Source organism: Bryobacter aggregatus MPL3 (assembly GCF_000702445.1).
Lineage (GTDB): Bacteria > Acidobacteriota > Terriglobia > Bryobacterales > Bryobacteraceae > Bryobacter > Bryobacter aggregatus.
The window spans coordinates 1,579,729-1,606,596 of record NZ_JNIF01000003.1 but is presented as its reverse complement, the minus strand read 5'-3'; the positions used below and the strand labels follow the sequence as shown (position 1 = coordinate 1,606,596).

At 59.2% G+C, this 26,868-nt stretch carries 21 protein-coding genes; 6 read left to right on the top strand and 15 right to left on the bottom strand.

Going from position 1 to position 26,868, the window contains the following annotated elements; all coding sequences use genetic code 11:
- Window positions 1-12: 12 nt before the first annotated feature.
- From M017_RS26390 to M017_RS0107695, 3 genes are all read right to left on the bottom strand, one after another.
- Window positions 13-972, bottom strand: coding sequence for a sugar phosphate isomerase/epimerase family protein (locus tag M017_RS26390; RefSeq protein WP_051669619.1), 960 nt, complete (start codon window positions 970-972; stop codon window positions 13-15).
- Window positions 969-2,309, bottom strand: coding sequence for a Gfo/Idh/MocA family protein (locus M017_RS0107700; protein ID WP_162179857.1), 1,341 nt, complete (start codon window positions 2,307-2,309; stop codon window positions 969-971). Before M017_RS0107700 ends, M017_RS26390 begins: the two co-directional genes overlap by 4 nt.
- A gap of 179 nt (window positions 2,310-2,488) precedes the next feature.
- Window positions 2,489-2,869 carry a hypothetical protein gene (locus M017_RS0107695; protein WP_031497078.1) on the bottom strand — a complete coding sequence of 127 codons (381 nt, stop codon included), beginning with the start codon at window positions 2,867-2,869 and terminating at the stop codon, window positions 2,489-2,491.
- 428 nt (window positions 2,870-3,297) lie between these two features.
- Between M017_RS0107695 and M017_RS0107685 the strand changes: the two genes are divergently transcribed.
- Window positions 3,298-5,274: a YjhG/YagF family D-xylonate dehydratase gene (locus tag M017_RS0107685; RefSeq protein WP_031497076.1), complete on the top strand. Its 1,977-nt coding sequence runs from the start codon at window positions 3,298-3,300 to the stop codon at window positions 5,272-5,274.
- Here M017_RS0107685 and M017_RS0107680 read toward each other — a convergent pair.
- Window positions 5,271-6,200, bottom strand: coding sequence for a 1-phosphofructokinase family hexose kinase (locus M017_RS0107680; protein ID WP_031497073.1), 930 nt, complete (start codon window positions 6,198-6,200; stop codon window positions 5,271-5,273). The genes M017_RS0107685 and M017_RS0107680 overlap by 4 nt on opposite strands.
- A 29-nt stretch (window positions 6,201-6,229) precedes the next feature.
- Between M017_RS0107680 and M017_RS0107675 the strand changes: the two genes are divergently transcribed.
- From M017_RS0107675 to M017_RS0107665, 3 genes are all read left to right on the top strand, one after another.
- On the top strand, window positions 6,230-7,132 hold the full coding sequence (locus M017_RS0107675; protein ID WP_031497072.1) for an EamA family transporter: 903 nt from the start codon (window positions 6,230-6,232) through the stop codon (window positions 7,130-7,132).
- Between the two features lie 537 nt (window positions 7,133-7,669).
- On the top strand, window positions 7,670-8,476 hold the full coding sequence (locus M017_RS0107670; RefSeq protein ID WP_238325838.1) for a sigma-70 family RNA polymerase sigma factor: 807 nt from the start codon (window positions 7,670-7,672) through the stop codon (window positions 8,474-8,476).
- A 136-nt stretch (window positions 8,477-8,612) separates the two neighbouring features.
- Window positions 8,613-9,524: a PEP-CTERM sorting domain-containing protein gene (locus M017_RS0107665; RefSeq protein WP_031497070.1), complete on the top strand. Its 912-nt coding sequence runs from the start codon at window positions 8,613-8,615 to the stop codon at window positions 9,522-9,524.
- 362 nt (window positions 9,525-9,886) lie between these two features.
- Here M017_RS0107665 and M017_RS0107660 read toward each other — a convergent pair whose 3' ends face one another.
- Genes M017_RS0107660 through alaS form a run of 11 tightly spaced genes read right to left on the bottom strand, consistent with a single transcriptional unit; the run spans window position 9,887 to window position 24,661 of the window.
- Complete coding sequence (locus tag M017_RS0107660) at window positions 9,887-10,525, bottom strand: SH3 domain-containing protein (RefSeq protein ID WP_155121296.1); 639 nt, start codon at window positions 10,523-10,525, stop codon at window positions 9,887-9,889.
- Window positions 10,526-10,537: 12 nt separating this feature from the next.
- A complete protein-coding gene (gene sppA / locus M017_RS27485; RefSeq protein ID WP_031497066.1) occupies window positions 10,538-12,307 on the bottom strand; it encodes a signal peptide peptidase SppA in 1,770 nt (589 codons plus the stop codon).
- Window positions 12,304-13,167: a sugar phosphate isomerase/epimerase family protein gene (locus tag M017_RS0107650; protein ID WP_238325837.1), complete on the bottom strand. Its 864-nt coding sequence runs from the start codon at window positions 13,165-13,167 to the stop codon at window positions 12,304-12,306. The genes sppA and M017_RS0107650 overlap by 4 nt, the downstream gene beginning before the upstream one ends.
- Before the next feature lie 11 nt (window positions 13,168-13,178).
- A complete protein-coding gene (locus M017_RS0107645) occupies window positions 13,179-14,102 on the bottom strand; it encodes a sugar phosphate isomerase/epimerase family protein (protein ID WP_031497064.1) in 924 nt (307 codons plus the stop codon).
- A 33-nt stretch (window positions 14,103-14,135) separates the two neighbouring features.
- A complete protein-coding gene (locus M017_RS0107640) occupies window positions 14,136-14,801 on the bottom strand; it encodes a response regulator (protein WP_031497063.1) in 666 nt (221 codons plus the stop codon).
- A 30-nt stretch (window positions 14,802-14,831) separates the two neighbouring features.
- Window positions 14,832-16,559 carry a GAF domain-containing sensor histidine kinase gene (locus M017_RS27480; protein WP_051669614.1) on the bottom strand — a complete coding sequence of 576 codons (1,728 nt, stop codon included), beginning with the start codon at window positions 16,557-16,559 and terminating at the stop codon, window positions 14,832-14,834.
- A gap of 59 nt (window positions 16,560-16,618) precedes the next feature.
- Complete coding sequence (locus M017_RS0107630; protein ID WP_035957720.1) at window positions 16,619-17,512, bottom strand: Nif3-like dinuclear metal center hexameric protein; 894 nt, start codon at window positions 17,510-17,512, stop codon at window positions 16,619-16,621.
- Between the two features lie 2 nt (window positions 17,513-17,514).
- Window positions 17,515-18,363 carry a sugar phosphate isomerase/epimerase family protein gene (locus M017_RS0107625; protein ID WP_031497058.1) on the bottom strand — a complete coding sequence of 283 codons (849 nt, stop codon included), beginning with the start codon at window positions 18,361-18,363 and terminating at the stop codon, window positions 17,515-17,517.
- Window positions 18,364-18,396: 33 nt separating this feature from the next.
- The gene (locus M017_RS0107620) at window positions 18,397-21,168 is read right to left on the bottom strand and encodes a protease pro-enzyme activation domain-containing protein (RefSeq protein WP_031497057.1); all 2,772 of its coding nucleotides are present in this window, start codon (window positions 21,166-21,168) and stop codon (window positions 18,397-18,399) included.
- Window positions 21,089-22,141, bottom strand: a complete 1,053-nt coding sequence (locus M017_RS29925) for a YpdA family putative bacillithiol disulfide reductase (protein ID WP_080507561.1) — start codon at window positions 22,139-22,141, stop codon at window positions 21,089-21,091. Before M017_RS29925 ends, M017_RS0107620 begins: the two co-directional genes overlap by 80 nt.
- The gene (alaS, locus tag M017_RS0107610) at window positions 22,142-24,661 is read right to left on the bottom strand and encodes an alanine--tRNA ligase (protein ID WP_031497054.1); all 2,520 of its coding nucleotides are present in this window, start codon (window positions 24,659-24,661) and stop codon (window positions 22,142-22,144) included. It lies immediately after the preceding gene.
- Window positions 24,662-24,720: 59 nt separating this feature from the next.
- Between alaS and purS the strand changes: the two genes are divergently transcribed.
- Entirely contained in the window at window positions 24,721-24,966 is a 246-nt protein-coding gene (purS, locus tag M017_RS0107605) for a phosphoribosylformylglycinamidine synthase subunit PurS (RefSeq protein ID WP_031497052.1), read from the top strand.
- A gap of 48 nt (window positions 24,967-25,014) precedes the next feature.
- A complete protein-coding gene (gene glmS / locus M017_RS0107600; protein ID WP_031497051.1) occupies window positions 25,015-26,868 on the top strand; it encodes a glutamine--fructose-6-phosphate transaminase (isomerizing) in 1,854 nt (617 codons plus the stop codon).

Genomic DNA, 26,868 nt, shown 5'->3' with positions numbered 1-26,868 from the left:
TTGGGTAAACAACTATTGTAGCCTTAGCCCCAGGTTGCTTCGCGCGTAGTCGAGTGAGACCCGGACGGCGTCCTCTTCCATCTGGAGCACCCGGGCCTTGCTGAGCCCTGAGGTGCGGGCCATGGGAAAGGGTGCTTTCTGGGTGCGCACCATGGCCAGCGTCGTGGCGAGATCCACTGCTTTGCGGTCCCCAAAGGTGGTCCAGTACTTCGGTGTGAGGCAGGGCACCTGCAGCGGGTCGCGGGTGATGGTCTCGAGCAACAGACGCACGTTGGGACGGGCCTTCCGGATGGTGGCGAGGATGCGTTTGAGATCGAGAGAACCCTGGCCGAGCGGCACTTCCGCCATCTCGAAGCCTTCGGGCGTCTCGGCCCAGGCCATGTCCTTGATGTGCGTGGAGGTGGCGTAAGGGGCGAGCGCTTCGATGATCTGGTAAGGATCGTCGAGTAAGGAGATGTTGTTTCCGGTGTCGATGCAGACGCCGAGAGACTCGCTGCGGTAGTCCCGGAGCAGACTGAGAAATTCCTCGCGGGTCCAATCCTTGTGATTCTCGAGAGCGAGAGTCATCTTCTCCTGCTCGAGAATCGGGATCGCCATCTGGATGCTTTTCCGGCTGGTGGCGACAAAGTTCTGCCACGCGGCGAGAGTGGCAAAAGTCTCATAGCGGCGTCCGCTCAGGCAGCCTGTGCGGATGACAGTTGCGCCCACCGCCTTTGAGGCGCGCACCTGCGCGCGAAAGAGATCAGGATCGGCATTGAAGACCGGCACCATGGTCTCGAGGAACATGCCGTACTCGCCGGCGCGATCGCGCAGTGTCTTCTGCCCGGCGGCGTCCAACTGAAACAAGCCCATCTGGATGCCACCGGCGCCCATGCCGTGGCAGAGTTCAAGAAAGGCGAGCGGGTCGGTGGGGCGCAGGGCGGTGAGAAAGCTGGTGCTGGCGACGCCCAGGGAGGACTTGGGCGGCATCATGCGAGGTTCATGCTCTTCAGCATCTTGGCCCAAGGTTCGCGATAGGGCCGTTCAAGCATTGCGTTGGCCTCACGATCGCCAATGATTTCTTCCTTGTCGCCATCCCAGCGCAGGGCGCGCCCGAGACGCAGCGAGAGGTTGGCAAGGTGGCAGGGGATGGCCGTGTAATGACCATCTTCCACGTCAGCAACCGTGCGCTGCCGTGTCTTGATGCAGTCGAGGAAATTACGCACATGCGAGTCGAACTGCTGCGGGCTGGAGCCTTTGGCGGACTTCGCTTCAATCCACTTTTCGGGCTTGGTCTGGGTACGCACGGCGCCGCCCGTGGGATGACCCTGGAAGCTGGGGATCGCGTTTTCAGGAGGCTTCTTGTCGTCGCCGATAATCTCGTAGCCGGCTCGGCCAATTTTCAAGCTGCCCTTGGTGCCGTAGAACTCGAGGCCGCTGCCTGCCGCATCGCCCTGGCTGCCCTCGCGATGGCTCCACAGCGAAGTGAGCTTATTCGAGTAGGTGAAGGCGGCGTCCTGAGTGTCGGGCGTTTCGCCGTCGTCTTCGATGACAAAGCGGCCTCCGTTGGAATAGACGGCTTGTGGGCCTTGATAGCCGAGATACCACTGCAGAATGTCGATCTGGTGCGCGCCAAGATTTGTCATCTGGCCGCCGGAATAGTCCCAGAACCAGCGGAAATGATAGAGAGCGCGGTGCGGACTGTACTGCCGGCGGGGCGCGGGACCGCACCACATTTCGTAATCAAGCTCGCTCGGCACCTGGTCGGCGGTGGGCTTGCCAAAGCCGGGCATGATGTTGCGGAAGCTCGCCATGCGGACGCTATGCACCTTGCCGATCGCGCCATCGGCGATCAGCTTCTTGGCCTCCTGGTAGTGGAGACCGCTGCGTTGCTGGGTACCCACCTGCACGACGCGCTTATGCTTGCGCGCTGCGTTGATCATCCAGCGCCCTTCCTTGATGAAGAGCGTCATCGGCTTTTCGACATAGACGTCCTTGCCGGCGGCGCAGGCCATGATCGTCATCATCGCGTGCCAGTGATCGGGCGTCGAGACCACGACAGCCTGCAGATCCTTGTCGTCGAGCAGACGGCGGAAGTCTTTGTAACCTTTGGCCTTGCCGCCGCAGGCCTGGATGCCCTGCTCCATACGGGGCTGGTAGGTTTCGCTGACCGCGGCGAGATCTGCGTCGCGTTGATTCTTAAAGTCGAAAACGTGTTGCGCGCCGATCAAGCCGTAGCCGATAAAACCGACTTGCACCCGATCGTTGGCGCCGAGAATACGCGAATAGGCTGCAGCCGACATCGCTGCGGCAAAACTTCGTCTGGTCATGGACATCGGGCGAATCATATCAAAGCGAAGCGCGCAGCCGACAAAGATTGCGCCGACCCTGACGCCAACAGCAACGCTGGCCCGAAAACAGGACCTTTCCTAAGCCAATCGATGCGCATCGCAATTTCCCAGAGGGAGGAAGTTCCCGAAGGCGAAGAGCGACAGGAATCTGTCTGGAACTAGCGGCTATTGGCGAGTGAGAGGATCACCACTGCCAGAACCATGGCTGGCGCGGTGAGCAAGCCAACCAGTACTGGAACACTGAGCTGGACGATGAAATCCGCACGAGCGAAGAGAAGCCAGGTGAGTTGGGCGGCCAGCAAGGGAAACAACATGCCGATACACCAGGGCGTCAGCACGCGATTGGTCACTTCGTTGTCGCCGAGCCAGTAGAAGGCTGGGAGGCTCGCTACGATGCCAAGGAGCCAGGCGAGGAAGAAGGCGGGGATCGTTTCGATGCCGCGGGGCCGCAGGCTCATCAGGCAGACGAGAGCGATGAGTGCAACTCCGAGCGGCAGGAGTGCCTTGAGCGGTGGATAGAGATCGGTATAGACAGTCATATTCTCATTCGAGGAGTTGTGCTTGTGGTGATCAGGATAAGAGGGGGTTCGTTTCGAGGGCCAGCAGGAAGAGAATCCAAAACCGGACGGAGGTAGCACCGATCATCTCACCGGTGAACAGTGGGACCCAGAAGATGAAGCCGCCGCCAGCTTGCGAATGGGAGCGGTATTGAGTATTGGGATGGGAGCCAGGCGAAGATTGAGCCATCAGCCTCGCGAACCCAAGTGGAATCCTCTCATGCCCAGCACAAGAAAAATCGCGCCGACCAGCGATTGAGACGAAGCGGAGTCCGCTGCAAGAATTCCCAGTGTGAGGATTGCAACTGACGGATGCATCTTGGTCCAAAACTTAGCAGGAAGAGGTTCCGGGCAGGAGGAATTCGAATACTGGCAGCATTTGAAGCCACCCGCGATAGGATGAGGAGTTCATGTCATCCTCGCTATCGCCGAATCTTCTTGCCCTTGTGGAATCTGCTGACAAGTCTGTTTTGGAAGTTGTTTCTAAAGCAAAGGGGCCTGCTGGCGCGCTTCCCATCACCGCCGAAATGCTGTTGCAGAAGCCTTCGGGCGACCTGTTCGGCTGGACCCAAAATGCGGGCATGGGTTGGGACCCGAAGTTGCTGGGCGGCAAAGAGATTCTGCTGCTCTCCACCCACGGTGGCTTGCGGGCCAATGACGGCACGCCTGTCGCGCTGGGCTATCACACCGGCCATTGGGAGGTGAATCTGCTCATGGCAGCGGCTGCGGAAGAGCTGAAGAAGCACCGCGCCGTGCCTTTTGCCGCTTATGTAACCGACCCTTGCGATGGCCGGACTCAGGGCACGGTCGGGATGTTCGATAGTCTGCCTTATCGCAACGATGCGGCGCAGGTATTCCGCCGTCTGATCCGCAGCCTGCCGACACGCCAGGGCGTGCTCGGTGTCGCGACTTGCGATAAGGGCTTGCCGGCCATGATGATGGCGCTCGCGGCCACCCATGATTTTCCAACCATCCTCGTGCCCGGTGGCGTCACGCTGGCGACGGAAGACGGGGAAGACACCGGGAAGGTGCAGACCATTGGCGCGCGCTTTGCGCATGGCACGATTACGCTCGAGCATGCCGCCGATATGGGGTGCCGTGCTTGTGCGTCCCCGGGCGGCGGCTGCCAGTTCCTCGGCACGGCGGCGACGGCGCAGGTGATTGGCGAGGCTTTGGGCTTGAGCTTGCCACATTCCGCGCTCGCTCCCTCGGGTGCGCCGATCTGGCTCGATATGGCACGGCGCTCGGCGACCGCTCTCTTGTACCAGTCGCAGCAGGGCCTCAAAACGACAGACATCCTCACCGACGATGCGATTGCGAATGCCATGGCTGTGTTTGCTGCCTTTGGCGGCTCAACAAACGTGATCATGCATCTGGCTGCGGTTGCCTATCATGCGGGCCGCAAGCGGCCAACGCCTGCTGACTGGACGGCGATCCATCGCCAGGTACCGCGCCTTGTCGATGCGTTGCCGAATGGCCCGCGCAATCATCCGACGGTTCAGGTGTTCCTTGCGGGCGCGGTGCCTGAGGTGATGTTGCATTTGCGCGATGAGGGACTCTTAAAGCTGAATGCGCTGACGGTTACGGGGTACACGCTCGGCGAGAGCCTCGAGTGGTGGGAGCACAGCGAACGCCGTCATCTCCTGCGCCAGCAACTGCAGGAGCGCGATGGCATCCATCCCGATGATGTGATCATGTCGCCCGGTACGGCCCGTTCTCGCGGCATGACCGCGACGGTCTGCTTCCCGCTCGGCAACCTGGCGCCCGGCGGCGCTGTGATTAAGAGCACCTCCATTGACCCGAGCGTGGTGGATGCGGACAATGTCTATCGCAAGCGTGGTCCGGCTCGCGTCTTCCGGTCAGAGCCCGATGCGATCCATGCGATCAAGTCGCATGCGATTCAGGCTGGCGATATCCTCGTGTTGAACTGCCGGGGACCTCTGGGCAGCGGCATGGAAGAGACCTACCAGCTCACCAGCGCCCTGAAGCATCTGGAGTTTGGCAAGCATGTGGCGGTGATCACCGATGCGCGTTTCAGCGGGGTTTCGACCGGAGCCTGCATTGGCCATGTGACGCCCGAGGCTCTCTCCGGAGGGCCGATTGGCAAAATTCAAGATGGGGATTTGATCGAGATCCTCATTGATCGCAACGATCTTTCGGGAACTGTGAATCTGATTACCGAGAATGGTGGGGCCGAGGAAGGCGACCGGATTCTCGCCGCGCGGCCGATGCCCGAAACGCTTGCGGCAGACCCGCAATTGCCCGCCGACTCACGGCTATGGGCTGCTCTCCAGGATGTGTCGGGCGGAACCTGGGCAGGTGCGGTGTACGACGTCGATCGGATTCTGGAAGTGATTGCGGCCGGGAAGAAGGCGCTGGGCCGTTAGCTGACGGGCTTGATCTCGACGCGCTTGTAGATGTCTTTGGTCTGATCGAGGGTCGGGTAGCTGATGCCCGGCAGCATCGCCGATGCTGTTCCGGCGGCAACCCCCCAACGGATCGCATCGGCGAAGGGCTTGCCCCGTGTCATGGCCCAGGTGAAGGCGGCGGCCATCGCGTCGCCGGCGCCAATCGGGCACACGGCGTCGACCCGGGGAGGGATCGCTTCATAGACATGGTTTGGGGTGCAGCCGATTGCCCCGCGAGCCCCGAGAGAGAGCAGCACGTTCTCAGAACCCATTTCACGGATACGCTCTGCGGCATCGATGAAGTGGCTGCGGGTGAGCAACGCGCGCCCGAGCAAGCGTTCGGCCTCCGATTGGTTGGGGGTAACCACGGTGGGGCCGGCTTCGACGCTGAGAGTGAGCGGGTCGCTATCGGTATCGAGCAGAGTCTTGACGCCTTCCTTGCGTGCGGCCTCAATGAGCTGCGAATAGAAATCGTTCGGCACGCCAGGGGGCAGACTGCCGCACAACATCAGCCATTTGGCTTTGGGCAGGCGCTTGATGACCAGCTGTGCAATTGCTTCCACCTCAGGACCGCTCAGGTCCGGGCCCCGTTCATTGAGCTTGACACTCAGGCCTTGTTTATCGGTGATGGCCAGGTTGTGGCGAATGGCGTTCTTCATCCGCACAAACTCGGCGGGGAAGCCATATTTTTTTAACAACTGCTCGAAATGTGTTCCGCTCTCGCCCCCAGAGAAGGCGATCGCAAGCGTCTTGCCGCCGAAGGAGTGGATCACGCGCGACGCGTTGATCCCGCGCCCGCCCGCGCTCTCGAAGGTGTCGAGAATATAAGCGCGATCGTCGAAGACCAATTGATCGGCCGAGATGTTCTGGTCAACAGCAGGGTTGAGCGTGACGGTGATGATCAAGTTTCGATTGTACTTGCTACCCTGAATTCTTGTCTGCCTCTCCTTCCAAGTCTCCTCCGGATGCGGCCTGGTGGAGTCTGGCTGCCGTCTGTTTCTTCTGGGGCACCACGTACCTGGGCATCCGAATCGCGCTCGAAGGTTTTCCGCCGCTCCTCCTGGTGGGGACTCGCTTTCTCTTGTCCGGGGCCTTGATTCTTGCCTTTGCCTGGTGGCGCGGCTGGGCGATGCCTCGCGGGGCGGCGCTTTGGTGGCCCGCCGGAACCGGACTGCTCACCCTCGGCCTGGGCAACTCCATGCTCACGTTCTCCGAGACGATCATCCCCAGCGGGCTGGCGGCACTTTTTGTCACGGTGGGACCTTTCTGGATGGTCGGCCTCGATACCATCCTGCCGGGCGGAGAAAAGTTCAGGCCTAAGGCGCTCCTGGGCATGTTGATCGGGTTTAGTGGTGCTGTCGGTTTAGTGGCTCCGGAGGCTCTCCGATTGGGAATTCACGGCAATATGGTTAAGGGATTTTTATTTTTGCAGCTAAGCTGTTTTGGCTGGAGCCTAGGGTCAATCCTGCAAAAAAGACGGCCGGAGAAGACGAACCCAATCCTGGTTGGGGGGATTCAGCAGTTCTCCGTAGGTATTGCGGTAGGGCTACTGGCGATTCTGAATGGCGACTGGGCCATTCGTCCCACCCCGCAAGTGCTCGGCGCCGTTTTGTACCTCGCGCTGTTTGGATCAATCCTTGCCTACAGTGCTTACCTCTATTCCTTGCAACATTTACCAGTAGCCATCGCCTCAATTTATACCTATGTCAATCCGGTGGTGGCCATCACCTTAGGCTGGTTGGTCTATCGCGAGGAGTTTGGCTGGGGGCAATTTGGGGCCATGTGGGTTGTGTTTTTAGGGGTCTGGCTTGTAAAACGTCTCAGTGTTTCATCTTAGAACGGCTAAGGTAAAATTCCCTTGTTTTCAAGTACTTAGAACGCGAGAGAATGATCGATACTACGATTAAGCCAGCGAAGAGGACAAAGTTCTTGGGGGTAGTGTTTCAATCTGGAGGGAATATTTCCATTTTGGAACACATAGGCCGAAATGGGTCCCGTTTTGGAGCTGTGGAAAACTTCGCAAGGAACGACAGATGGAGTCAGTAGAGGTCAGGTTCTGGCTAAGTTCATCTACAGCAATAGATTAGGGAACTGTGAGGAACCCGTAATGGCATACGCTTTGCGCCAAATTGGGGCTAAAGTTTTTGAGGAAGAACGGCACGCCCCGTGCAGTAAGAAGGGTGCCGCTCCAGTGGCGACCCGAAAGGTTGCAACGGTGGGTCGGCAGACGGGCGGAAAAAGTAAAGCCATGCGGAAGCCACCAGCTACAGAGAGAATCGGTCAAAGTCCCGAAGGACTTGACAGTCCAGCGGCGCTGACGGCTACTTTTTCTAACCGGGCGATTGAACCTATATCCCGCTTGGAGATAAATCCGATGTCTGTACCTGCCTCCTACACAATGATGTCGACTGCAATGGAAGTAAACGCCACCCTGGCCTCCTATGAGGAGCCTGCCCAGAGTCTCTATGCCCATCGCGACCGTGTTGTCTTGGAGCACCTTCCACTTGTGCGCGCCATTGCTGTCCGCGTTCATGAAAATCTCCCGGTTCACGTTGACCTGGATGATTTGATCCATGCCGGGATCATGGGTCTCTTTGATGCGGCCACCAAGTTTGACCGTGAGAAGAATGTAGCCTTTTCCTCGTACGCAAAGCACCGCATCAAGGGTGCGATTCTCGACAGTCTGCGCCAGTTGGATTGGGCTTCGCGCGATCTACGCCGCCGGCACAAGCAGGTGGAAGCGGCCACACGCGATCTTGCAACAGAACTCCAGCGCAACCCGACCGAACAGGAAGTCGCCCAGAAGATGGGGGTTGAGGTCGAGCGGTGGCGCCAGATGATGATCGACCTGCGGAACGTCGGTCTGGTTTCGGCCTCGACTCGCGCCAATGACAGCGAGGATCTTCCCGCTCCCGATTTTCCAACCAGCCCGGACATGCATCCGGACTCGATTTGTGCGCGCGAAGAGTTGCGTGGCTTGCTTGGCACTGCCCTGCACACGCTTCCCGAGCGCTACCAGCGCGTCGTTCTTTTGTATTACACCAGCGAGATGACAATGAAGGAGATCGGCGGCATGCTCGGTATCAACGAGAGCCGCGTCTCACAGATCCACAAGGCTGCTCTCGAAAAGATGGCGAATGCGCTCGGGCAGGCGGGCATCAGCTCCGCTGCCGCGTTCTAGAACTCAGCTCGCTCCTCCCTCCCCCTTACCCGGCTGGCAGTACTAAAAACTATATCCTGCGAAATCGACAAAGCTTCTGGGGAGAAGCATGGTAAATTTGCCGCGGGAGCGGTTTGTGTTGAGAAAATTTTTATCTGTGTCTGCGATCGCTGTGCTGCTGGTTGCGGGCGTCGCGCAAGCCACGACCCTCTACAACTCCGTTTCCGATGGCTCTTTGCCGGAAGGCATCGGTTCCGTTCTGGGAGGCGTCGTCTGGCAGGACAAGCTCTATGTGCTGCGGGCGAGCGGGCGCTACGACTCTGGGTCCTATTCAACTGGGACTGGGTTGAGTTTTGATGTCGAAAACTATTTACCGAGCAGTATCAAAATATCCCGCGAGGCTCTGATTGCTCTTGCGGGGGACCAGTTATTTGTCTTGGGAAGCCGGAATCACTTATATGACTTCAACCTGGCAACGTATTCGACCGTACTTCCGTTTACCGGTCTGAGCCTGCCCTTCGCCATTGCTGATGGGATGACTGTCGATCTGGTTGGCAACGTTTTTTTCTCGGCGGACGGCGGAATCTCTAAGTTTCCTCCACTCTCCGGGATTGCGGATCTGGTGTTTGGAAGCCATGTCGGCGCCATTGCAATCGGGCCGGATGGATTGATTTATGGAATCGACGGAGACAACAACGAAATCAAACGTTTCCATGCTGCCGATGGAACGGCCGCGGGCGGGTTCGTTCTTACGGGCACGATAGACCCGGCTGCGCTGCTCATTGGTCCAGATGGACGGCTCTATGTCGCCGATGGCAATGGGGGCGGGCTGATCTATGATTCGCAGACGGGCGCTCTGCTGGGCTCGCTGAGTTCGGCGGTGGCCAATCTCGATGCTTCGGGTGGACGCACTTCGCTCGCTCTCGATAGCCAGGGGCGATTGTACCTTTGGGACGCGAATACGGGTGTCCATGTGTTCGACGTTGCGACACCAGAGCCAGCAACCACCTGGACCTTGGGCGTAGGAATGATCGCGCTCGGGCTCCATCGCCGATCTGCGTTGCGCTGAGCTGTTGCAGGAACCAAGCGGCGCAAGTCGAACGGACTCCACCTCTCCAAGAGCCCTTGGAACGCTTCTCTGCAGCGGCCCTCTCGGAAACTCAAAACATCGATCCTCCTCGCGGCAGGATGGTCTTGGCCGGCCGGGAAATCCCAATTTTTTTCATCTCGAAATGCCGGCGAAGGATATCTGTCGGTGCAGTGACGGAAGTCCTTGGGTGCGTTGCTGGAATCTGCGCTTTGCACCGGATGTTGGCTGTTGCTAGAGCCAGAGCGCATGGTTGAGAGCTACGGATCTTTCGTGTCGACCGTGGGGCGGGAAGCTAAGATTTAAGTTTCGATCTGCAGCCAAGAAATCGAATTGAAACTGGCTTAGCGGGCGCGATCGAGAGCCGTGAGCACCCAGCGGCCCTCCCGGCGCGAGAACTGGGCACGGGGCATGAGTGGACTCCTGACCTGCTCGGTCTGGACATAGCCGCGCAGACCGGCGGCCGTTTCTACTTCCACCCAGCCAAAACGATTGTTCGGGTCCATCAAGCTCACTTGCTTGACGATGTCGAAGGAAAGCGTTGCGAGGGCTGGCGCGTCCCGGTCTGGCCTGGCCCGCAGCGGCAAGGCATCACGTAAAACCACCAGGTGTAGATTCGGATCCAGTTCGCGCGGGAACTTCCACACGACGTAAGGAGAAACATAGATGGAGGGCATCTCACGAAAGAAACCAAGATCGATCAGGTCTGTCAGCACGTCCCAGATGGGACCGCCATTCTCCCCCACACACCAGATGGCGCGAAACTTCGGCCAACCCCGCAGGTCCTTCTGCCCCTCGACGCTGGTCAACACTTCCGGGTCCACCAGCTTCCGCAGAGCCTTCTCGTCGCGCTTGGCGACTACGGTCTTGAGCTTCTTGAGATAAGCCTGAAAGCTGGAATCGCGCGCTTCGTCGCTGACAGGCGCAAGACGCGGCGGGCCCGTCTGGGCCAGCATGCCGGCGATTGCAAGCACCGCGAGCATTGCCATCTCCCGCTATTTCACATCAATCGTATAAGGCATCCAGCGGAGCATTCCACCTTGGCGCAGCGCAGGACGCAGACCCTTGCGGAGTTCGTCCACATAGGCGGGTGTCTCCAGCTTGAAAGCGCCGCCGAAAGCGGACTGGAAGGCGGTGCTCACGAGCTTGTCTTCGCTAAACCACTTCTCCAGGGCGTTCTGCGTGGGTGGGTAGGGAACCAGGCGCAATTGGCTCGTGTTGGTGAGATTTCCCTTCTTGTAGAGCGCGGCCAGTGCGGCGTCGATGCCGCCCAACTGATCGGTGAGGCGCTTCGCCTTCGGGTCCGATGCAATCCAGGCGCGGCCCTGGGCGAGAGTTTCAATTTCCTCTACCTGGGCCTTGCGCCCGGCGGCCACCTTGCCGACGAAGGTCCGGTAGCTTTCCTCGATGCCTTCCCGCAGTTTCTTGCGGGCCGTGTCACTCATCGGTTTGTATTCCGAATCGAGATCGGCGTTCTTCCCTCGTTGCAGGCCATCCTTGGTCAGCCCGATTTTGTCGTAGAGGCCTTTCAGGTTCGGCTTGCCGAAGACGACGCCAATCGAGCCCGTGATGGTGCCGGGGTAGGCGAGGATCGGGTCGCCAGTAACGGCCATGTAGTAGCCGCCGCTGGCAGCGACATCGGACATCGAGATGACGAGCGGCTTGGCTTTGCTCAGTTCCTGGAGCGCGGCCAGCAACTCGTCGGAAGCGATGGCATCGCCACCGCCGGAATCAATCCGGAGCAGAACAGCCTTATAACTGGAATCGTTCTTGAGCGCCTGTACGTTCTTAATGAAGTCGCGCGAGGCGATGATGCTGTCGCTGTTGCCAAAGCCACCGCTGGCCGATCCCCGGATGATGTCGCCCTCAGCGACAAGATAGGCGATCTTCTGATCGGCATTCTTGTCCCAACGGAAGCGGATCTGCTTGCGGTAGTCGCGCGCGGAGCTCCGGCTCTTGGACGACACATTGGCCACCTTGGCCAACTCATCCATCGCACCCTCCTCGTAGCTGAGCGCGTCCACCAGCTTTTCTTTAAGTGCGGCCTTAGCGAGGAAAGGGCCGTCGTCCATCAGCCGTTCAATTTCGGCAGGAGTGCGCTTGCGGCCTTCGGCAATCCCTTGGACCATGACATTGAAAATCCCATCGAGGATGGCACCCATTGATTCGCGCGTCTCGGGCGTCATCGAGGTCTTGGTGTAGCTATCGCCGAAGTCCTTGTACTTGCCGATGTGCTCCACCTCCACCTGGATCCCCAGCTTGTCGAGAGTGTTTTTGTAATAGGTGCGTTCGACGCGGAGGCCTTTGAGATCGAGATAGTCCTCGTCCACCATCGAGACGCGATCGGCGGCTGTGGCGACAAAGTAATCCTTTGCATTGGGCGTGCGCAGGAAGGCGTGGACCGGCTTGCCACTCTTCTTAAAAGCAAGAAGGGCCATGCGGAGTTCTTCCGCCTTGGCCCATCCCATTGAGGTTCTTCCGCCTTCGAGGAAGAGTCCCTTGATCTTGTTGTCGGTGGCGGCGCGCTCGAGAACCTGTTTGATCTCCAGCACCGTCCAGGGCGACTGCATGTCGAACCACGGAATCGGATTCTCGTCCGCCGGGCGCTCGACAATTTCACTATCGAGGCGAAGCACGAGAAAGGATTCTCCTGCAGTTTCAGGAGCGCTTTTCGATGCTGCTCGAATGAGCGCGAAGCCGAGAATCAAGATCGCGAGTCCGGCGAATACAAAGCCGCAGAGGATGCCTAGGAGAAACTTCTTCATGCACCTTCTAGGATACGGTCGAATCGCTTGCTCACGTCAGCTAAGTAAGCCGCATCTCCACCGCGCAACTCCACCGTCGCCACGCCGTCATAGCCGATGTCGGTAAAAGCCTGGTGGACAGCCTTCCAATCGATCTCTCCATCCCAGAGGTCGACAAACTCGGCAACCCGGTTTTTAAAGCGGAAATCCTTGATGTGGACCTTGGCGATGCGCTTCTTGCCCATGGTGCGGATCCAGTCCTGTGGATAGCCGGTGAGGACGATGTTGCCGACATCAAGATAGTTCCAGAGATAGGGCGAGCGGAACTGATCGACGTAGCTGGCCATCTCAAGCGGGCTGAGTAGAAACTTATTCCAAACATTCTCGACGGCGATGATGACCTTGGCCTTCTCATATTCGGGCAGAAGAATTTTGATCTGCTTGGCGCTGCGGGTCATGGCCTCGCCATAAGGCTCTGTGGCGCTGACGACGCCAGGCACAAGCAGGACGGTGCTGGCGCCCCAGGCCTTGGCGTTGCGCAGGCTGGTGCGCATGCCCTTCATGCTCTCTTCGACCACGGAAGAATTGCTCGAGTTCAGCGGGTATTTCCAGTGAGCGGCGTTCATCACGCCATGGATCTTGAGTCCGGTGTCGGCTGAGGCCTTGGCGATTTCCGCTTCCTCTTTGGGGTCCTCGACGGTGCCCATCTCGATGTGTGTAAAGCCAGCATCCTTGCCGACTGCAAATTTACTCTTCCAGTCTGGAAGAGCTTTCGGCAGCATGCTGCCGAGCACTGCCTTCTTGATCGGCAATCGCGCCGCTTGGGCGCTCCCTGCCATGAAACTCGCCACTCCAGCTGCGATCAGGTCACGTCGATTCATTGGAATTCTCCTCAGGCCAGTGGGTAATTTAACTCACCGGCAATCTTCTTAATGTAGACGAAGCCTTCCCGGTATTCATCGGCTGTTTTCAAATGTTCGAGCATGAGTGGGGCGGGTGTTTGGAGACTGCGCAGGCCACGCAGATAGGAGTGGTAGTCCACTTGGCCCCGGCCGGGGATGACTTCAAGGAAATGCAGATTCAACTCGACGATCCACTCGAGGTCCTTGGCGTGGCAACTGCGGATGTGCGGACCGAGCTTGCGGAACCACTCGTCGATCAAGGCGCCCGAATTGTAAAACTTGCTGGGGGAATTGATCGCGTTGCAGACATCGAGATGCACGGCGAAGCCCTTGCGGTCGACGGCTTTGATCAGTCGCAGATAGCTGTCGGGCGAATCGGGGTGGATCCAGCCCATCACCTCGACGGTGAAGAAGCTGCGCTTCGGTTTGACCTGATCGAGAATGCGGCGGCAATTCTCGACCGTGGCGTCGAAGCCCTCTTTCGAGAGATTTTTCGGGTGGGGTCCGTACCAGCTCTTCTCGCTGTAGCTGCCGGCGATGTCGACACAGCAGCGGGCGCCGATCTCGTCGGCAATGGCCATCCGCTCCACCACATAGTCGAAGTTTTCTTTTCGCTTGGCGGGGTCGATGTCGAGCAGATTCTTCCAGGCGCCGACTTCGGCGATGACAACGCGCTCCTTGGCATAGGCTGCTTCGATGGCGCGGAGCCGTTCTTTTTCGTGGATCCGGACCGGGGGGCAATAGGCGGCACTGTAGCCGAGGCGCCGGTGTTCGCGGGCGAGCTCGGCTGGATCGTCGGATTTGAGAAAGACAGGGCCTCCAATGAGCAAAGCCTCCGCGACGGGAGCCGCGGAGGCTGGGAATGCTTGCCCTGCGAGAACTGGGCTGATCTTTAGAAAATCACGGCGTTGCACATCGCGATTGTATCGGTACCGATCCAGCTGGTGCTAAACCAGATTCGGAATCTTGATGATCTTTTTCTGGATGGCGTACTGCACGAGCTGCGCCTTGTTGTGGATATCGAGCTTGCGCATGAGATTGAACTTGTGCGCTTCCACCGTTTTGACGCTCAGGTTGAGGTCACAGGCAATTTCCTTGACGCTGTTGCCTTCGGCCAGCATTTTCAGCACTTCGCGCTCCCGGGTGGTGAGGGTGGCAAAGCGGGGCAGCCGGTTGGCGCTCTTGATGCGGCTGCGGAAGTCGTCGACGAGTTGGCTGAGCATGCGCGGACTCAGGTAACTACCTCCGCGGCAGATGTCGCGAATGGCGCTGACCAACTGGCCTGAAGGACTATCTTTCAGGACATAGCCGCTGGCGCCCACTTCCATCCCTTCCACGAGATAATCTTCGTCGTCATACATCGTCAGAAACAGGACCTTGGTTTCCGGACGATTCTTCTTGATCTGGCGCGTTGCCTCAAAGCTGCTGAGGCCCGGCATTCCGATGTCCATGAGGACGAGGTCGGGACGGACTTCAGCGCCCCGATCCACGGCGTCGCCACCGTTGGAGGCCTCCGCCACCACTTCCATGTCCGCTTCTGCGTTGATCAGTGTTTTAATCCCCTGGCGGAATAGTGTGTGGTCGTCTGCCAATAGGATTCGGATCTTTGCCATGCTGTACTGCCTCCCAAATACGTCGGGTTTCTAGTTCACTTCACGCAACAGCGGCAACTCGATATGAATTCGAGTCCCTTTCCGAAAACGGCCTTTGAACTTCATTCCTCCGCGGGCCACGGATTCATTCAGGCGGGACACTGGGGTGTCTGCCTTATTTCCTCCGTCTTTTCCGGGCAATCTCGGATGGCTCTCGACATAGAACTTGCCACCTAAGAGTGCTACGCGTTCGCGCAACCCAGCCAAACCGTAGGAATCCCTACGGGATAGAGCCTCCTCTACCTCGAAGCCAATGCCATCGTCTTCGACGTTCAGCCTTAACACTCCATCGGCACTTTCGAGCGAAATGTTTACATGAGAAGCCTGAGAATGTTTCGCAACGTTGTTCATACATTCCTGAACAAGCCGATAGAGAATCACTTCCGTCTTCTTAGGTAGTTTCCCCATCCGCGATAGCGCCAGTTTCACTCGCGCGGTGTGGACCCGGCTAAAGCGGCTCACCAGTTGCCGGAGCGCGGCGCCCAGACCCAATTGCTCGAGCACGGCGGGGCTCAGGGCGGCGATCAACCGGCGGATCTCGAGAATCGTGCGCTCAGTGAGATCGCGCGTTTCCTGGAGTTTGCCCTTGAGTTCGTTTTCTTTGGGCCCCAGGTTGCCCTCGATCATTTCGAGTTGCAGGCGAATGCAGAGCATCGACTGCCCTGCCTCATCGTGCAGCTCCCGGCTGATCCGGCGCCGCTCCATCTCCTCGACTTGCAGCATCCGCTCCGCCAGACGCCGCACTTGCTCCTCGCGCGCCGCCAGATCTTCCATCAGGCGAGCCTTGGCCGCCGCCATCAGACAGCGCTCGCCGGCTACTTCAAGCATTTCCTGTTCCCGGGGCAGCCACTCATAGGTTTTGCGGAAGCGGAACTGCATGACCCCGCGCAAACGGGAGCCATCCAGGAGCGGCACACTCCAGCAGGTGGTGTATTTGTTGCGGGTGCGCCGGTCAAGAATGAGTTCGGAATTGGGACCCCCTTCCTCAACGCAAAAGGCAGAACTGAGTGCCGCCGTCAGCTTGGGCTCATTCGATACCAGATGCGGCGGTGTTTTGCTGCCGACTCCGACAAAGGCCATCGGCACCAACACCTGGTCGTTCTTGTCGAGGAAAAACAGGCAAGCGCTGTCGGCGTGGTACAGCGTGGCGAGGGTGGTCAGAAAACGCCGTAGCAACTCATGCAGACTCCGGCTCTCCAGCTCAATGCGGAAGAGCTCGTTGTAGGCCTGGGTTTCGCTCTCGCGGACCTGGTAATAAGCGTTATTGAGGGTGAGCAGGACGCAGAAATGGAGTTGCTCGTTGGCCCAACGGAATTCAGCGGCACGCTCGGGCCCAAGACGGGCGATCAGCGGCAACAGAACCTTATCGTATTCCTGCAAGGCGAGTTGGATGCCGCTAGGGGGCAGATTCAGCTTCGCCAGACGGCGGCCACTGTATTCCACCTGCTCGAGAAACTCAAGAATTGACTTGCGGTTGCCCTTGGCCGGGCCCAGAACCCGCGCGGCGGTGCCGGTGGTGATTGCAATCAGCGCCTGCACTTGGCGGGATTCAAAGCGAAGCGCCTTCAGCCGGGCGACGAATTGCTTCTCCAGACCATCGGACAACGGCGAGAGCCACTGCGCCATATGCGACAAGGGACGGCGCACCGGCTCCTTGAGGATATGCGCGGCATTTGCGAGGACGGTTGAGGGCTCTACCCGATGGACGGCACTGGCCATACTGCTCCAGTAAGTTTCATCGAGCGCTTAGGGGCTGAGCTTTAGGATTGTGGCAAGAATTAAGGCCGCTTTATTGCAAATGGCTTGTCGGGATGCCAAAAGGGCTCCGCCGCCGCGATGAATTCGATGGGAAGGCCGGGAACAACGTCCTTCAGCCATTCGGCGCAGTACTTCATGCCTGCCTGCTCGGAGACGACGTGGCCTAGCACGATGAGCGCTTTCTTCTGCCCCGAGGCAATCAAATCCTGCGCATACTCCACCAGTTCCCATTCGCGGCACTCGCCGACGATCAGCACGTCAACATTCGGTTGGGCCATGCTGCGCAGGCCTCCCTCAAAGGAGCCATAGCCCCAATTCGCCGCTACGGTGTTGACGATCAGATCCGGATCGCCGACGACGCGCATGGTGCGAATCTGCAATTTGGCTTCGATTTCCTTGGCAAAGCTGGAGAGCTTGAGGCCGGGGAAGTTGAGGCGGCGCGAGTTGTTCGGGTCCAGATGCTTTTCCCAGCCGAGATCCCGCAGCATGCCGGTCTGGATGCCATCGGGCCGGCGCGCATGCCAATGATCGTGAAAACGGAACACGGCCATTTTGTTTTTGCGCAGAAACTCATCCTTGAACTGGAAGGCGGGGTCTTTTTCCATGCCCGCAAAGCGGTCGAGATGGGTGTAGTAGGTGGGCTCATGGGTGATGACGAAGTTCTTGCCGGCGGCTGCGGCGCGCTGGCAGACCTCGAGCGTGGCCATCATCGTGGTCGCGATGCCCTGCACCGCCACCTCGGGCGAGCCAGCGACAATTTTGTCCACCGTCTCCGTGCGCCACGGTACACCGACGGCTGCTTGGATCTTTTCCACCACCTGGGTGGCGGTCAGCGCAGGCCCGGCCGCGCCGAGAGGCATGCTTGCCGCCAGGGCGGCGAGAAAGGTGCGGCGCGAGCCTGCGTGCTGGTTCATGGTTAGGCGAGACCCTTTTTGCAGTACTCGAAGCACTTCTTCACTTCGGTGAGCGTGTCGGCGCCCTTGTACTCGTATTCGATGTTGGCGGGGAACTTGTACTTCTTGGCAGCCATCAGTTGCAGCACCTGGTGGATGGGCGTATCGCCTTCCCCAAACACGACATTGGCGCCCTGGTTCTTCTTGCGATCCTTGATGTGCAGCGAAACCACATGCGGCGCGATCTTCGGCAGATACTCGATGGGATCGAAGCCTGCGGCAACAAAGTGGCCGATGTCGAGATTCACCGCAATGTACTTGCTCTTGCCCTTCATCGCTTCGGCAAAGTTCTCGGCGGTGGCAAACTCATTCGGCCGGAGGTTCGAATGGTTGTGCATGCCGACATAGACCTTCGCCTTCGAGGCATAGGGATCGATGCGGGCGGCAGTGCTGACATTGGAGGAGGCCGTCAGGCGGGTGACGCCAAGCGCCTTGGCAAACTCGAAGCCGCGGGCCATTTCTTTGTCCGAGAAGTCATCGCGGAAGCTGTAGTTGTAGGCCCAGAGCTGAATGCCTGCGTCGTCGAGTTTCTTGCGCACCTGTTCGAAGTGGCTCAGCGCAACAGTCTCGCGCCAGTTGCGCAGTTCGTTGCGTTGCATCTTCGGTTCGACGTGGCCGCTCCAGAGTTCGACGGAGCCGATGCCGATTTCCTTCATGGACGCAATCGCTTTGTCGAGATCGCCGTCGCGGAAGCTATAGCTTTGAGCGCCGATGGTGACGCCCTTGAATGTGGAGTTGATTTTGGCCGCCGAAAGACTGGCCGCTCCGGCCGTGGCGAGCACGCCAGCCGTGAATTGTCTGCGAGATAGCATGCAGCTATTCTATGTTCCTCTGGACGGGAGCGCTCAGTTCACGTTGATTTTCGCGGCCGCGCTCTCGGTGTTCCCCACTTTTACGATCACCTGCTGGGTTCCTGATGGCGTATTGGCAGCAACGGTGAAGTTGAGCTGCATTACGCCGACGAGGCTGGGCGGAATGCCGGCGAACTCGATTCTGGCCGGAACCTCGCCGATCGTCATCGAGACGGGAGCCATTGGTTTCGGAAGATTGGCGATGCTGCTGTTGGCGCTTGGCGCCGCGCCCGTGGCAAGCGCCGGGCTGACCGCGCCTTGTCCGGTGATAAACAGGATACAGGTCTCGCCCCGGCCACAACTGGTTTGCGGCACCGTGAAGCGGTTGCCGTCGGTAAAGATGCCCGGGGCGACCGATTGGACGTTGAAGGTGTAGCGCGCCGCATTGCCCTGGAGGAAGCCGAGAATCAGTTCCGCGGTGCCCGGCGCTGTGGTGAACGGAATCTGTAGATTCACCTGGCTCGGAGACACGTAGTAGAACGGAGCGCTGACGCCGTTGATTGTCGCCGAAATCGCTCCCATGAACGTTAAGAGCGGAACGGCGGCCGCCGCCTGGGTTCTTTCCGCGAGATTGGCGCCAAAGACGCTGAGCACGCCGCCGGGGGCGACGCTTTGGGAAAAGGAAGCGCCATTTGCCACCCCGCCAATGGTGGGCGTCACCGGGAGGGGATAGAAGGGCAGATAGAGGGTTTGGGTCCAGTCGGCGCCGTTCGCATCGGTCCCCCCGATCTCGTAGGTGCGCACCAGCGGAGCGCTCAGGCCCCGTGCGCTCAGTCCGGTGCTCAGCGCTCCATTGGCGGGCAGGGTGCTGCTGCCAAAGAAGCTCCGGATCTGGCTTGTATTGTCTTCGCCGTTGATGCGGAAGTAGCGGATCTCCGCGGCCACTCCGGCATGTTCCTTCAAGGTCAGGGTATAGGTCCAGATGAGGCCGCTTGTGTCCGGCTGTGCATAGACCGGATCCTTGCTGCTGGACAGCGTAATGAGAGACTTGGCCGCATTCTGCTGCGGCCAGGCTGCGAGCAGCTTGGCGACGTCCACCGACCCGAGTCCGGTCGACATGTCATAACCCGCGCCCGCTGCATAGCCCATCTTGCCGTTCCGGCAATCGGGCGCATCCTGGGAGCAGGGCATGAAGGTATCGCCAGTGGCGACGTCATGAAAAACCTCAGGATTGGTCTGCGCCAAGGGATAGAGCAGCCGGTTGGCGTTCCCCAATCCATTTTGCCCGGTGGTCTGCAGCACCAGCGCCAGGATTCCGGCAAAGGCGGGGGCTGAGGCGCTGGTGCCCGAGAAGATATACCCCGTACCCTGATAGATCACGTAGTAGCCGTTATAGGAGGAGGCCGCAAAGGCTACATCGGGAGATTTGCGATACAGCTCGGTGCCCACTCCCGGGCCTGCCTGCCAAGGCGGGCGGGGATGGAAGTTGCTGATGCCTCCGCCACCGGCGAGCAGGCGATTGGTGGCGGCACTCTCATTCCAGGGAACTTCCGGGATATACGAAAGCGCCGAGGCCAGATTCGCGTCGTTCGTACTTCTCCAGTAAGTGCCGCCCCGGTCATTCAACTCTGTTCCGCCAACCGAGGTGATCTCCGGCGTACTCGAAGGGATGCGCAAGGACAAGCCATTTTGCGCGATCGCGGTTCCGTTCGCATCGCAACCTGCTGGGCCGGCATCGCCAGAAGAGTTCACCCAGGTGATGCCCTGGACATTGGCCTGCTGGGCCAGCAGGCGAAGAGAAGCAAGGGTGGCAAAGGAATTACTCGCCTCGCAACCGCCGCTAAAGCTGGCGCTGATGATCGGCGCATAGTTCTGCTCGACGGCATAGGCGACCGCGCTAAACGCACTGCGCCCATAGACGTAGTAAATCTTGGCGTTGCGCGCGACGGCGGCGGCCCACTGCAGGTCGAGGTTTGCTTCCTCCTGTGAGGAGGTCACGCCAGGGTTGGGCGAGCCGGCATAGAGGATCTGTTCGGGATCGTTTGCCGGCAAGTTGTAGCGCTTGCGGAAACTTTGCATGTCGCGCAGGTCGATGGTCGATTGTCCGACAATCACGATCTTCTGGCCGCTGCCGTCAATGCCGTTCTCATAGGCAGGCTTCAGATTGTAGATCTGCGCGAAGTCGTCAGGGCTGAGATAGTGAGCGCCGCTGGAATTCGTGGTTTCGGGAAGCGGCAAGGAGCGCTGGCGGATCTGCGATTGCGGCAGAAAGTCATGCAGCCCTTCGATATCGAGCACCATCGAGGCGAAAGCCTCCGGCACTTCCGGGATCCCGGTGTGCGAGAAGTGGCGGCGTCCGTCTACTTCAAAGCGATGGAGTTCTGTTTTGAAGGCGCGCCGTACGCTCGACACCGGCCCTGAGACGGTGAGGTAGCTGCGCGATTTCGAAAGATAGCGCAGGGAGAAGCCTTCCGATTCAAGCCAGGCCCGGAGCTTGGCGACATCGGCCACTGAGGCGCCGAAGCGATCGGCATATTCCTCCGGCTTGAGCCAACGATGAAAGTTTGGCGAACTCGGCTTGTGCAGTTCTTCGAGCAGCCGGTCCATGTCGGCTTGCTGCTCGCTGGACCTTCCAAAGCGGATCTCAATCGAATCGAGAACCTCTGTGGCCGCGAGATTTCCCAGGTCCCGGCTGGCGCGAAGCTCCGGCCGCAAATTGACCCGCAGCCGGACGCTTCGGGTGGGGTCAAGGGGTTTGGTGACCAGATTCCGCTGGGCGAACAGGGGTGTCGCCAGCAGAGGGAGCAGCAGTAGGGCAAACTTCATCTGTAATCCTATATCGGATGGCTTCAGCAATTTTTTCGCCATGAAAGCGGCCGTTCTCAATGAAGATCTCATTGGTATGGACCCCAGCCACCAGGACTCCGGCGAGGTAGATGCCAGGCCGTTGGGTCTCAAAGGTGTCTGGATCTAAATAAGGACGCTGTGTATCAGGATTCAGCCGGATGCCGTGCCGTTCCAAAAAAGTAAAGTCAGGATGATAGCCGACCAAGGCAAAAACAAAGTCATTCTTCAGGCGGACTTGGCCTTGCGGCGTCTGGAGTAAGACTTCGCGCGGCAGGATTTCTACAATTGTCGAATCGAAGTAGGCCGGAATCTCCCCATTCTTAATGCGGTTTTCGATATTCGGCTTGATCCAATATTTGACGTGATTGTGGATCTCCGGGCCCCGATGCACCAGGGTGACGCGGGCCCCGGTCCACCACAGTTCGAGTGCGGCAATGGCGGCGGAATTCTTCGCCCCCACCACCAGCACATCGGCGTCGTAATAAGGGTGGGCCTCGCGGTAATAGTGAATCACCTTCTCGAGTTCTTCCCCAGGAACTCCCAGGCGATTCGGCAGATCGTAGTATCCGGTGGAGAAGATCACCTTGCGCGCCTCGGTGACTTTGGGCTCGCCTTCGCGGGTGGTGGAATGCACCCGGAAGTGGTTGTCTTCGCCATCGACAAATTCCACCCGTTCATATTGCCGGATGTGCAGCTTGAAGTGGTCGGCGACGCGCCGGTAATACTTCAGCGCTTCGTTGCGGGTTGGCTTTTCATTCATGGCGGTCATCGGGATGCCGCCGATTTCGAGCAGTTCTGGCGTCGTGAAAAAGACCATGTTGGTCGGGTAGTTGTAGAGCGAGTTGACGACGCAGCCTTTCTCGATCAACTCGACGCTGAGACCGCGCTTGCGCAGTTCGATTCCACAAGCGAGCCCGGTTGGGCCCGCTCCGACAACCACCACGTCCAACATCTAGATCAGCTCCGCTACTTTTTGGAGTGCTTCGGCCATGCGGGCCACATCCTTGCCGCCGCCTTCGGCGCGGTCGGGACGGCCGCCGCCCTTGCCGCCGACAATCTCGCTGATGCTCTTGATGATGTTGCCAGCATGGATTTTCGGCGTCAGGTCCTTGCGCACTGCTGAGATGAACTCGACGGTGCCGCCCGCGGTTTCGCTGCCCAGCACGATGATGTCGGCTGCGCCGCGATTGAGGAAGTCGTCGGCGACCGAGCGCATCTGCACGCGGTCCATGTTGTTGACCTTGGCCCGGATCACCTTCAGCCCCTTCAACTCTTCGGGCTGCAGGGTGGAGGATTGGGCCAGCGCCAATTGCTCCTTCAGTTGGGCGAGGGCCTGTTCGAGATCTTTCTTTTCCTTTTCGGCACGGGCGAGGGCCTGGTCCTTGGCGCTCAACTGTTCCTCAAAGTATTCGGTGACCCGCGGACCGGCAACCGCCTCGATGCGCCGGACCCCGGCAGAGCTGGAGCCTTCGTAGACAATCTTGACGCCGCCGATGTCGCCGGTGCGCTTGACGTGGGTGCCGCCGCAGAGTTCCTTCGAGAAGTCGCCGATGCGGACGACGCGGACATTGTCGCCATACTTTTCGCCAAACAAAGCCATGGCGCCCGACTGCAGCGCTTCATCGAGACTCATGACATTAGTGGCGACGTCGATGTTTTCAAGCACTTCGGCATTGACCAGTGCTTCGATCTCGGCCTTCTCTTCGGCGCTCAGCGCGGCGTAATGCGTAAAGTCAAAACGAAGCCGATTCGGCTCGACAACGCTACCAGCCTGCTTGACGTGGCGGCCCAGCACCTTCTGTAGCGCGGCCTGCAGCAGGTGGGTGGCCGTGTGGTGGCGCATCGAGGCGCTGCGCGCGGAGGCTTCCACCTGCGCGAGCACCGTATCGCCAACTGCGATCGGCTTCAGGCTCTTGATCTTGTGGACAATCAGGCCGGGCATGCCGTAGGCGGCGCCACTGACTTCGGCCAGCTTCTCGCCCGTTGCGGCATCGTAGAGCGCGCCGTTGTCGCCTATCTGGCCACCGGAGTTCGCATAGAAGGGCGACTGGTCCAGCACCACTTCGCTGTCGCTCGCATAGAGCACCTTGGCGGTGGATTCGAGATTGGTGTAGGCGAGGAACTGGGTCTTGGGGAGCTCGGCGAAGGCGGGGTTGACGGTGGCCTTCTCGGCGCCCTTCCAACTGGCGCGGGCGCGTTGCTTCTGGCCTTCCATCGCTTCGTCAAAACCGGCGACATCGATGCCCAGGCCAAGTTCACGAGCCATGTCTTCCTGCTCGTCGAGGCCCAGGCCATAGGTGTCATAGAGCTTGAAGGCGGCCGCGCCGGGGAGGATGCCACCGACAGCGGTCTTTGCTTCGTCGCGGAACATCTTTTCGGCTACCAGGAAGGTGGAGGCGTAGCGCAGCTCTTCTTCTTTGACGATGCGCGAGACGCGTTCGGTGCTTTCGAGCAGTTCGGGATAGGCGCCGCTCATGAACTCGGCGACAAAGGGCGTCATCTGGTGGAGGAAGATGCCTTCAAAGCCGTCACGGCGGGCGTGGCGGATGGCGCGGCGGATGATCTTGCGCAACACATAACCGCGGCCGTCATTGGCCGGCAGCACGCCGTCGTGGATCAAAAACTCAGCGGCGCGGGAGTGATCGGCAACGACGTTCAGCGTCGCGGGCTTCATCTTGTTGCCCAGCAGTTCGGTCGCCTTGTCGCGGATCGGCACGATCAGATCGCATTCGTAATTCGAGAGTTTGCCTTGCAGAATGGCGGCCATGCGCTCAAGACCCATGCCGGTGTCGATCGAGGGGCGCGGCAGCGGCGTCAGCACGCCGTCGGCGCTACGGTCGTACTGCATGAAGACGAGGTTCCAGAATTCGACAAAGCGGCCGCCGCCGTCGAGGGGAAATTCTTCGTGCTCATGACCGGGGCCAGCGCCTTCGGGGCCCAGGTCAAAGTGAATCTCCGAGCAAGGGCCGCAGGGGCCGGTGTCGCCCATCTGCCAGAAGTTGTCCTTCTCGTCCAGACGGAAGATGCGCGATTTCGAGATGCCGGTGACCTTCTGCCACAGCTCTTCGGCTTCGTCATCCTCGCGGAAGACGGTGACATAGAGGCGTTCCTTCGGGATGCTGTAGACCTTGGTGATCAGTTCCCAGGCAAAGGAGATCGCGTCGGCCTTGAAGTAGTCTCCAAAGCTGAAATTCCCCAGCATCTCAAAGAAGGTGTGGTGGCGGCGGGTGTAGCCGACATTCTCAAGATCGTTGTGCTTGCCGCCGGCGCGCACGCATTTCTGCGAAGTGGTGGCGCGCGAGTAGTCGCGCTTTTCCTGGCCAAGGAAGATCTCCTTGAACTGGTTCATGCCCGCGTTCGTGAACAGGAGGGTGGGGTCGTCCGCGGGAACGAGCGAAGAAGAGCGGACGATGCGGTGCTGGTGGCCCGCAAAGAAATCGAGAAATGTCTGACGAACTTGATGACCGGTCATGATAGGAAGCTTCCATTTTCCCACTTTGAAACCCACGCTGCCCTAAACTGGTAGGAACGATGAAAGCTCGTGTCCACGTATCCCTGAAACCTTCGGTCCTTGATCCTCAAGGCCAGACCATCTCGAAAGCACTGCGTTCCTTGGGTCACGCAGAGATTCTGAGCGTCCGGCAAGGTAAGTATTTTGATATTGAGCTGGACTCTGCCGTCTCGAAGGAAACAGTAGCCAAGAATTTGGAGTCGATCTCAGCGGAAGTTTTGTCGAATCCGGTGATCGAAGATTTCCAGATCGAAATTCTCGACTAAAATTCTTCCTTCCTGACGGACGAACGCGAAGCAGCACCGGAGAACACTATGTGTGGAATCGTTGGCTATATCGGCGGTCGTCAGGCCGTGTCCATCATTATGGATGGATTGAAGCGTTTGGAGTATCGGGGCTACGATTCGGCGGGAATCGCAGTTTTTGACGACACCCAGACGATCTCAGTACGCCGTGCTTCCGGCAAACTGCGCAACCTCGAAGAGGCACTGCGGCAGAACCCGACCGATGGCAACTTCGGCATCGGTCACACGCGTTGGGCCACCCATGGCCGCCCAACCGAAGAGAATGCCCATCCCCATCGCGATTCCAAAGGGAATCTGGTGGTGGTCCACAACGGCATTGTTGAGAACTACCTCGTTTTGCGGCATGGTCTACAGGCGCGCGGGCATGTTTTTCTGTCCGAAACCGACACTGAGATCATTGCCCACCTCGTAGAAGATGCCTTTACGGGCAATCTCGAGGAGGCCGTGCGCGCCGCGCTCGCGCAGATCCAGGGCGTGCTGGCCATTGCCATCATTTCCCGCCTGGACCCGAACAAGATTGTCGCCGCCCGGCAGGGGCCGCCGGTAGTGATCGGTTTGGGCGAGGACGAGTATTTTGTCGCCTCCGATGTCCCTGCCATCCTGAGCCACACCCGCGACATGTTCTTTCTTGCCGATGGGGATATGGCGATTCTGACGGCGAGCGGCGTCACGCTGACTGATTTTGTAGGCAATCCGGTCACCCGCAGTGTTTCGCGCATCCTCTGGGACCCGATCATGGCGGAAAAGGGCGGCTACAAGCACTTCATGCAGAAAGAGATCTACGAGCAGCCGCGCTCGACGCGCGACACGATGCTCGGACGTCTGGGGGCAGAGTCGGGCCGCGCCTTTCTCGATGAAGTGCTCATTTCGCCCGAGCAGATGCGCGGCTTCCGGCAGATTCGCATTGTGGCCTGCGGCACCAGTTGGCATGCGGCTCTGGCAGGCAAGTTTTTGATCGAAAAGCTGGCGCGAGTCCCGGTAGAAGTCGATTATGGCAGCGAATTCCGCTATCGCGACCCGATCCTGGGCCCCGATACGCTGACGATCGTGATTTCGCAGTCGGGTGAGACGGCTGATACGCTCGCCGCGCAACGCGAGGCAAAGAGCAAAGGCTCGCCGACGCTCGCCATCTGCAACGTGATTGGCTCGATGATCACGCGCGAGGCCGCCGGAATGCTGATGACGCATGCCGGGCCCGAAATTGGCGTTGCCTCAACCAAGGCCTTCACCAGCCAGTTGACCGCGTTGTTTGTCTTGGCACTTTATCTCGGCCAGGAGCGCGGTACTTTGACCGAGGCGCAGGTGCGCGCCCAGATCGAAGAAGCACTGAAGATTCCGGGGAAGATGGAGCAGATTCTGGCCAGCGAGGTGATCTACCAGAATCTGGCCCGCTCGCTGCATAAGGCGAAGGATTTTCTGTATCTCGGGCGTGGCATTCACTTTCCAATTGCGCTTGAGGGGGCCTTGAAGCTGAAAGAAATCAGCTACATCCATGCCGAAGGCTATCCGGCGGGCGAGATGAAGCATGGCCCGAATGCGCTGATTGATGAGAATCTGCCGGTGGTGATTTTGGCTGCCTATGATCCGGACGATGCCGAGAGCCGGCTGCGTTATGAGAAGACCGTGTCGAATATCCAGGAAGTGAAGGCGCGGAGCGGTATTGTGGTGGCGATCTCGAACGAAGGCGACAAGGAAATCGCCGAGATGGCCGATTATGTCATCCCGATTCCGGTCACCAGCGAGATGCTGTTGCCACTGCTTGAGATCATTCCGATGCAGTTGCTGGCCTATCACATTGCGGTGCGGCTGGGCTGCGATGTCGATCAGCCACGGAATCTGGCAAAGTCCGTTACGGTCGAGTAA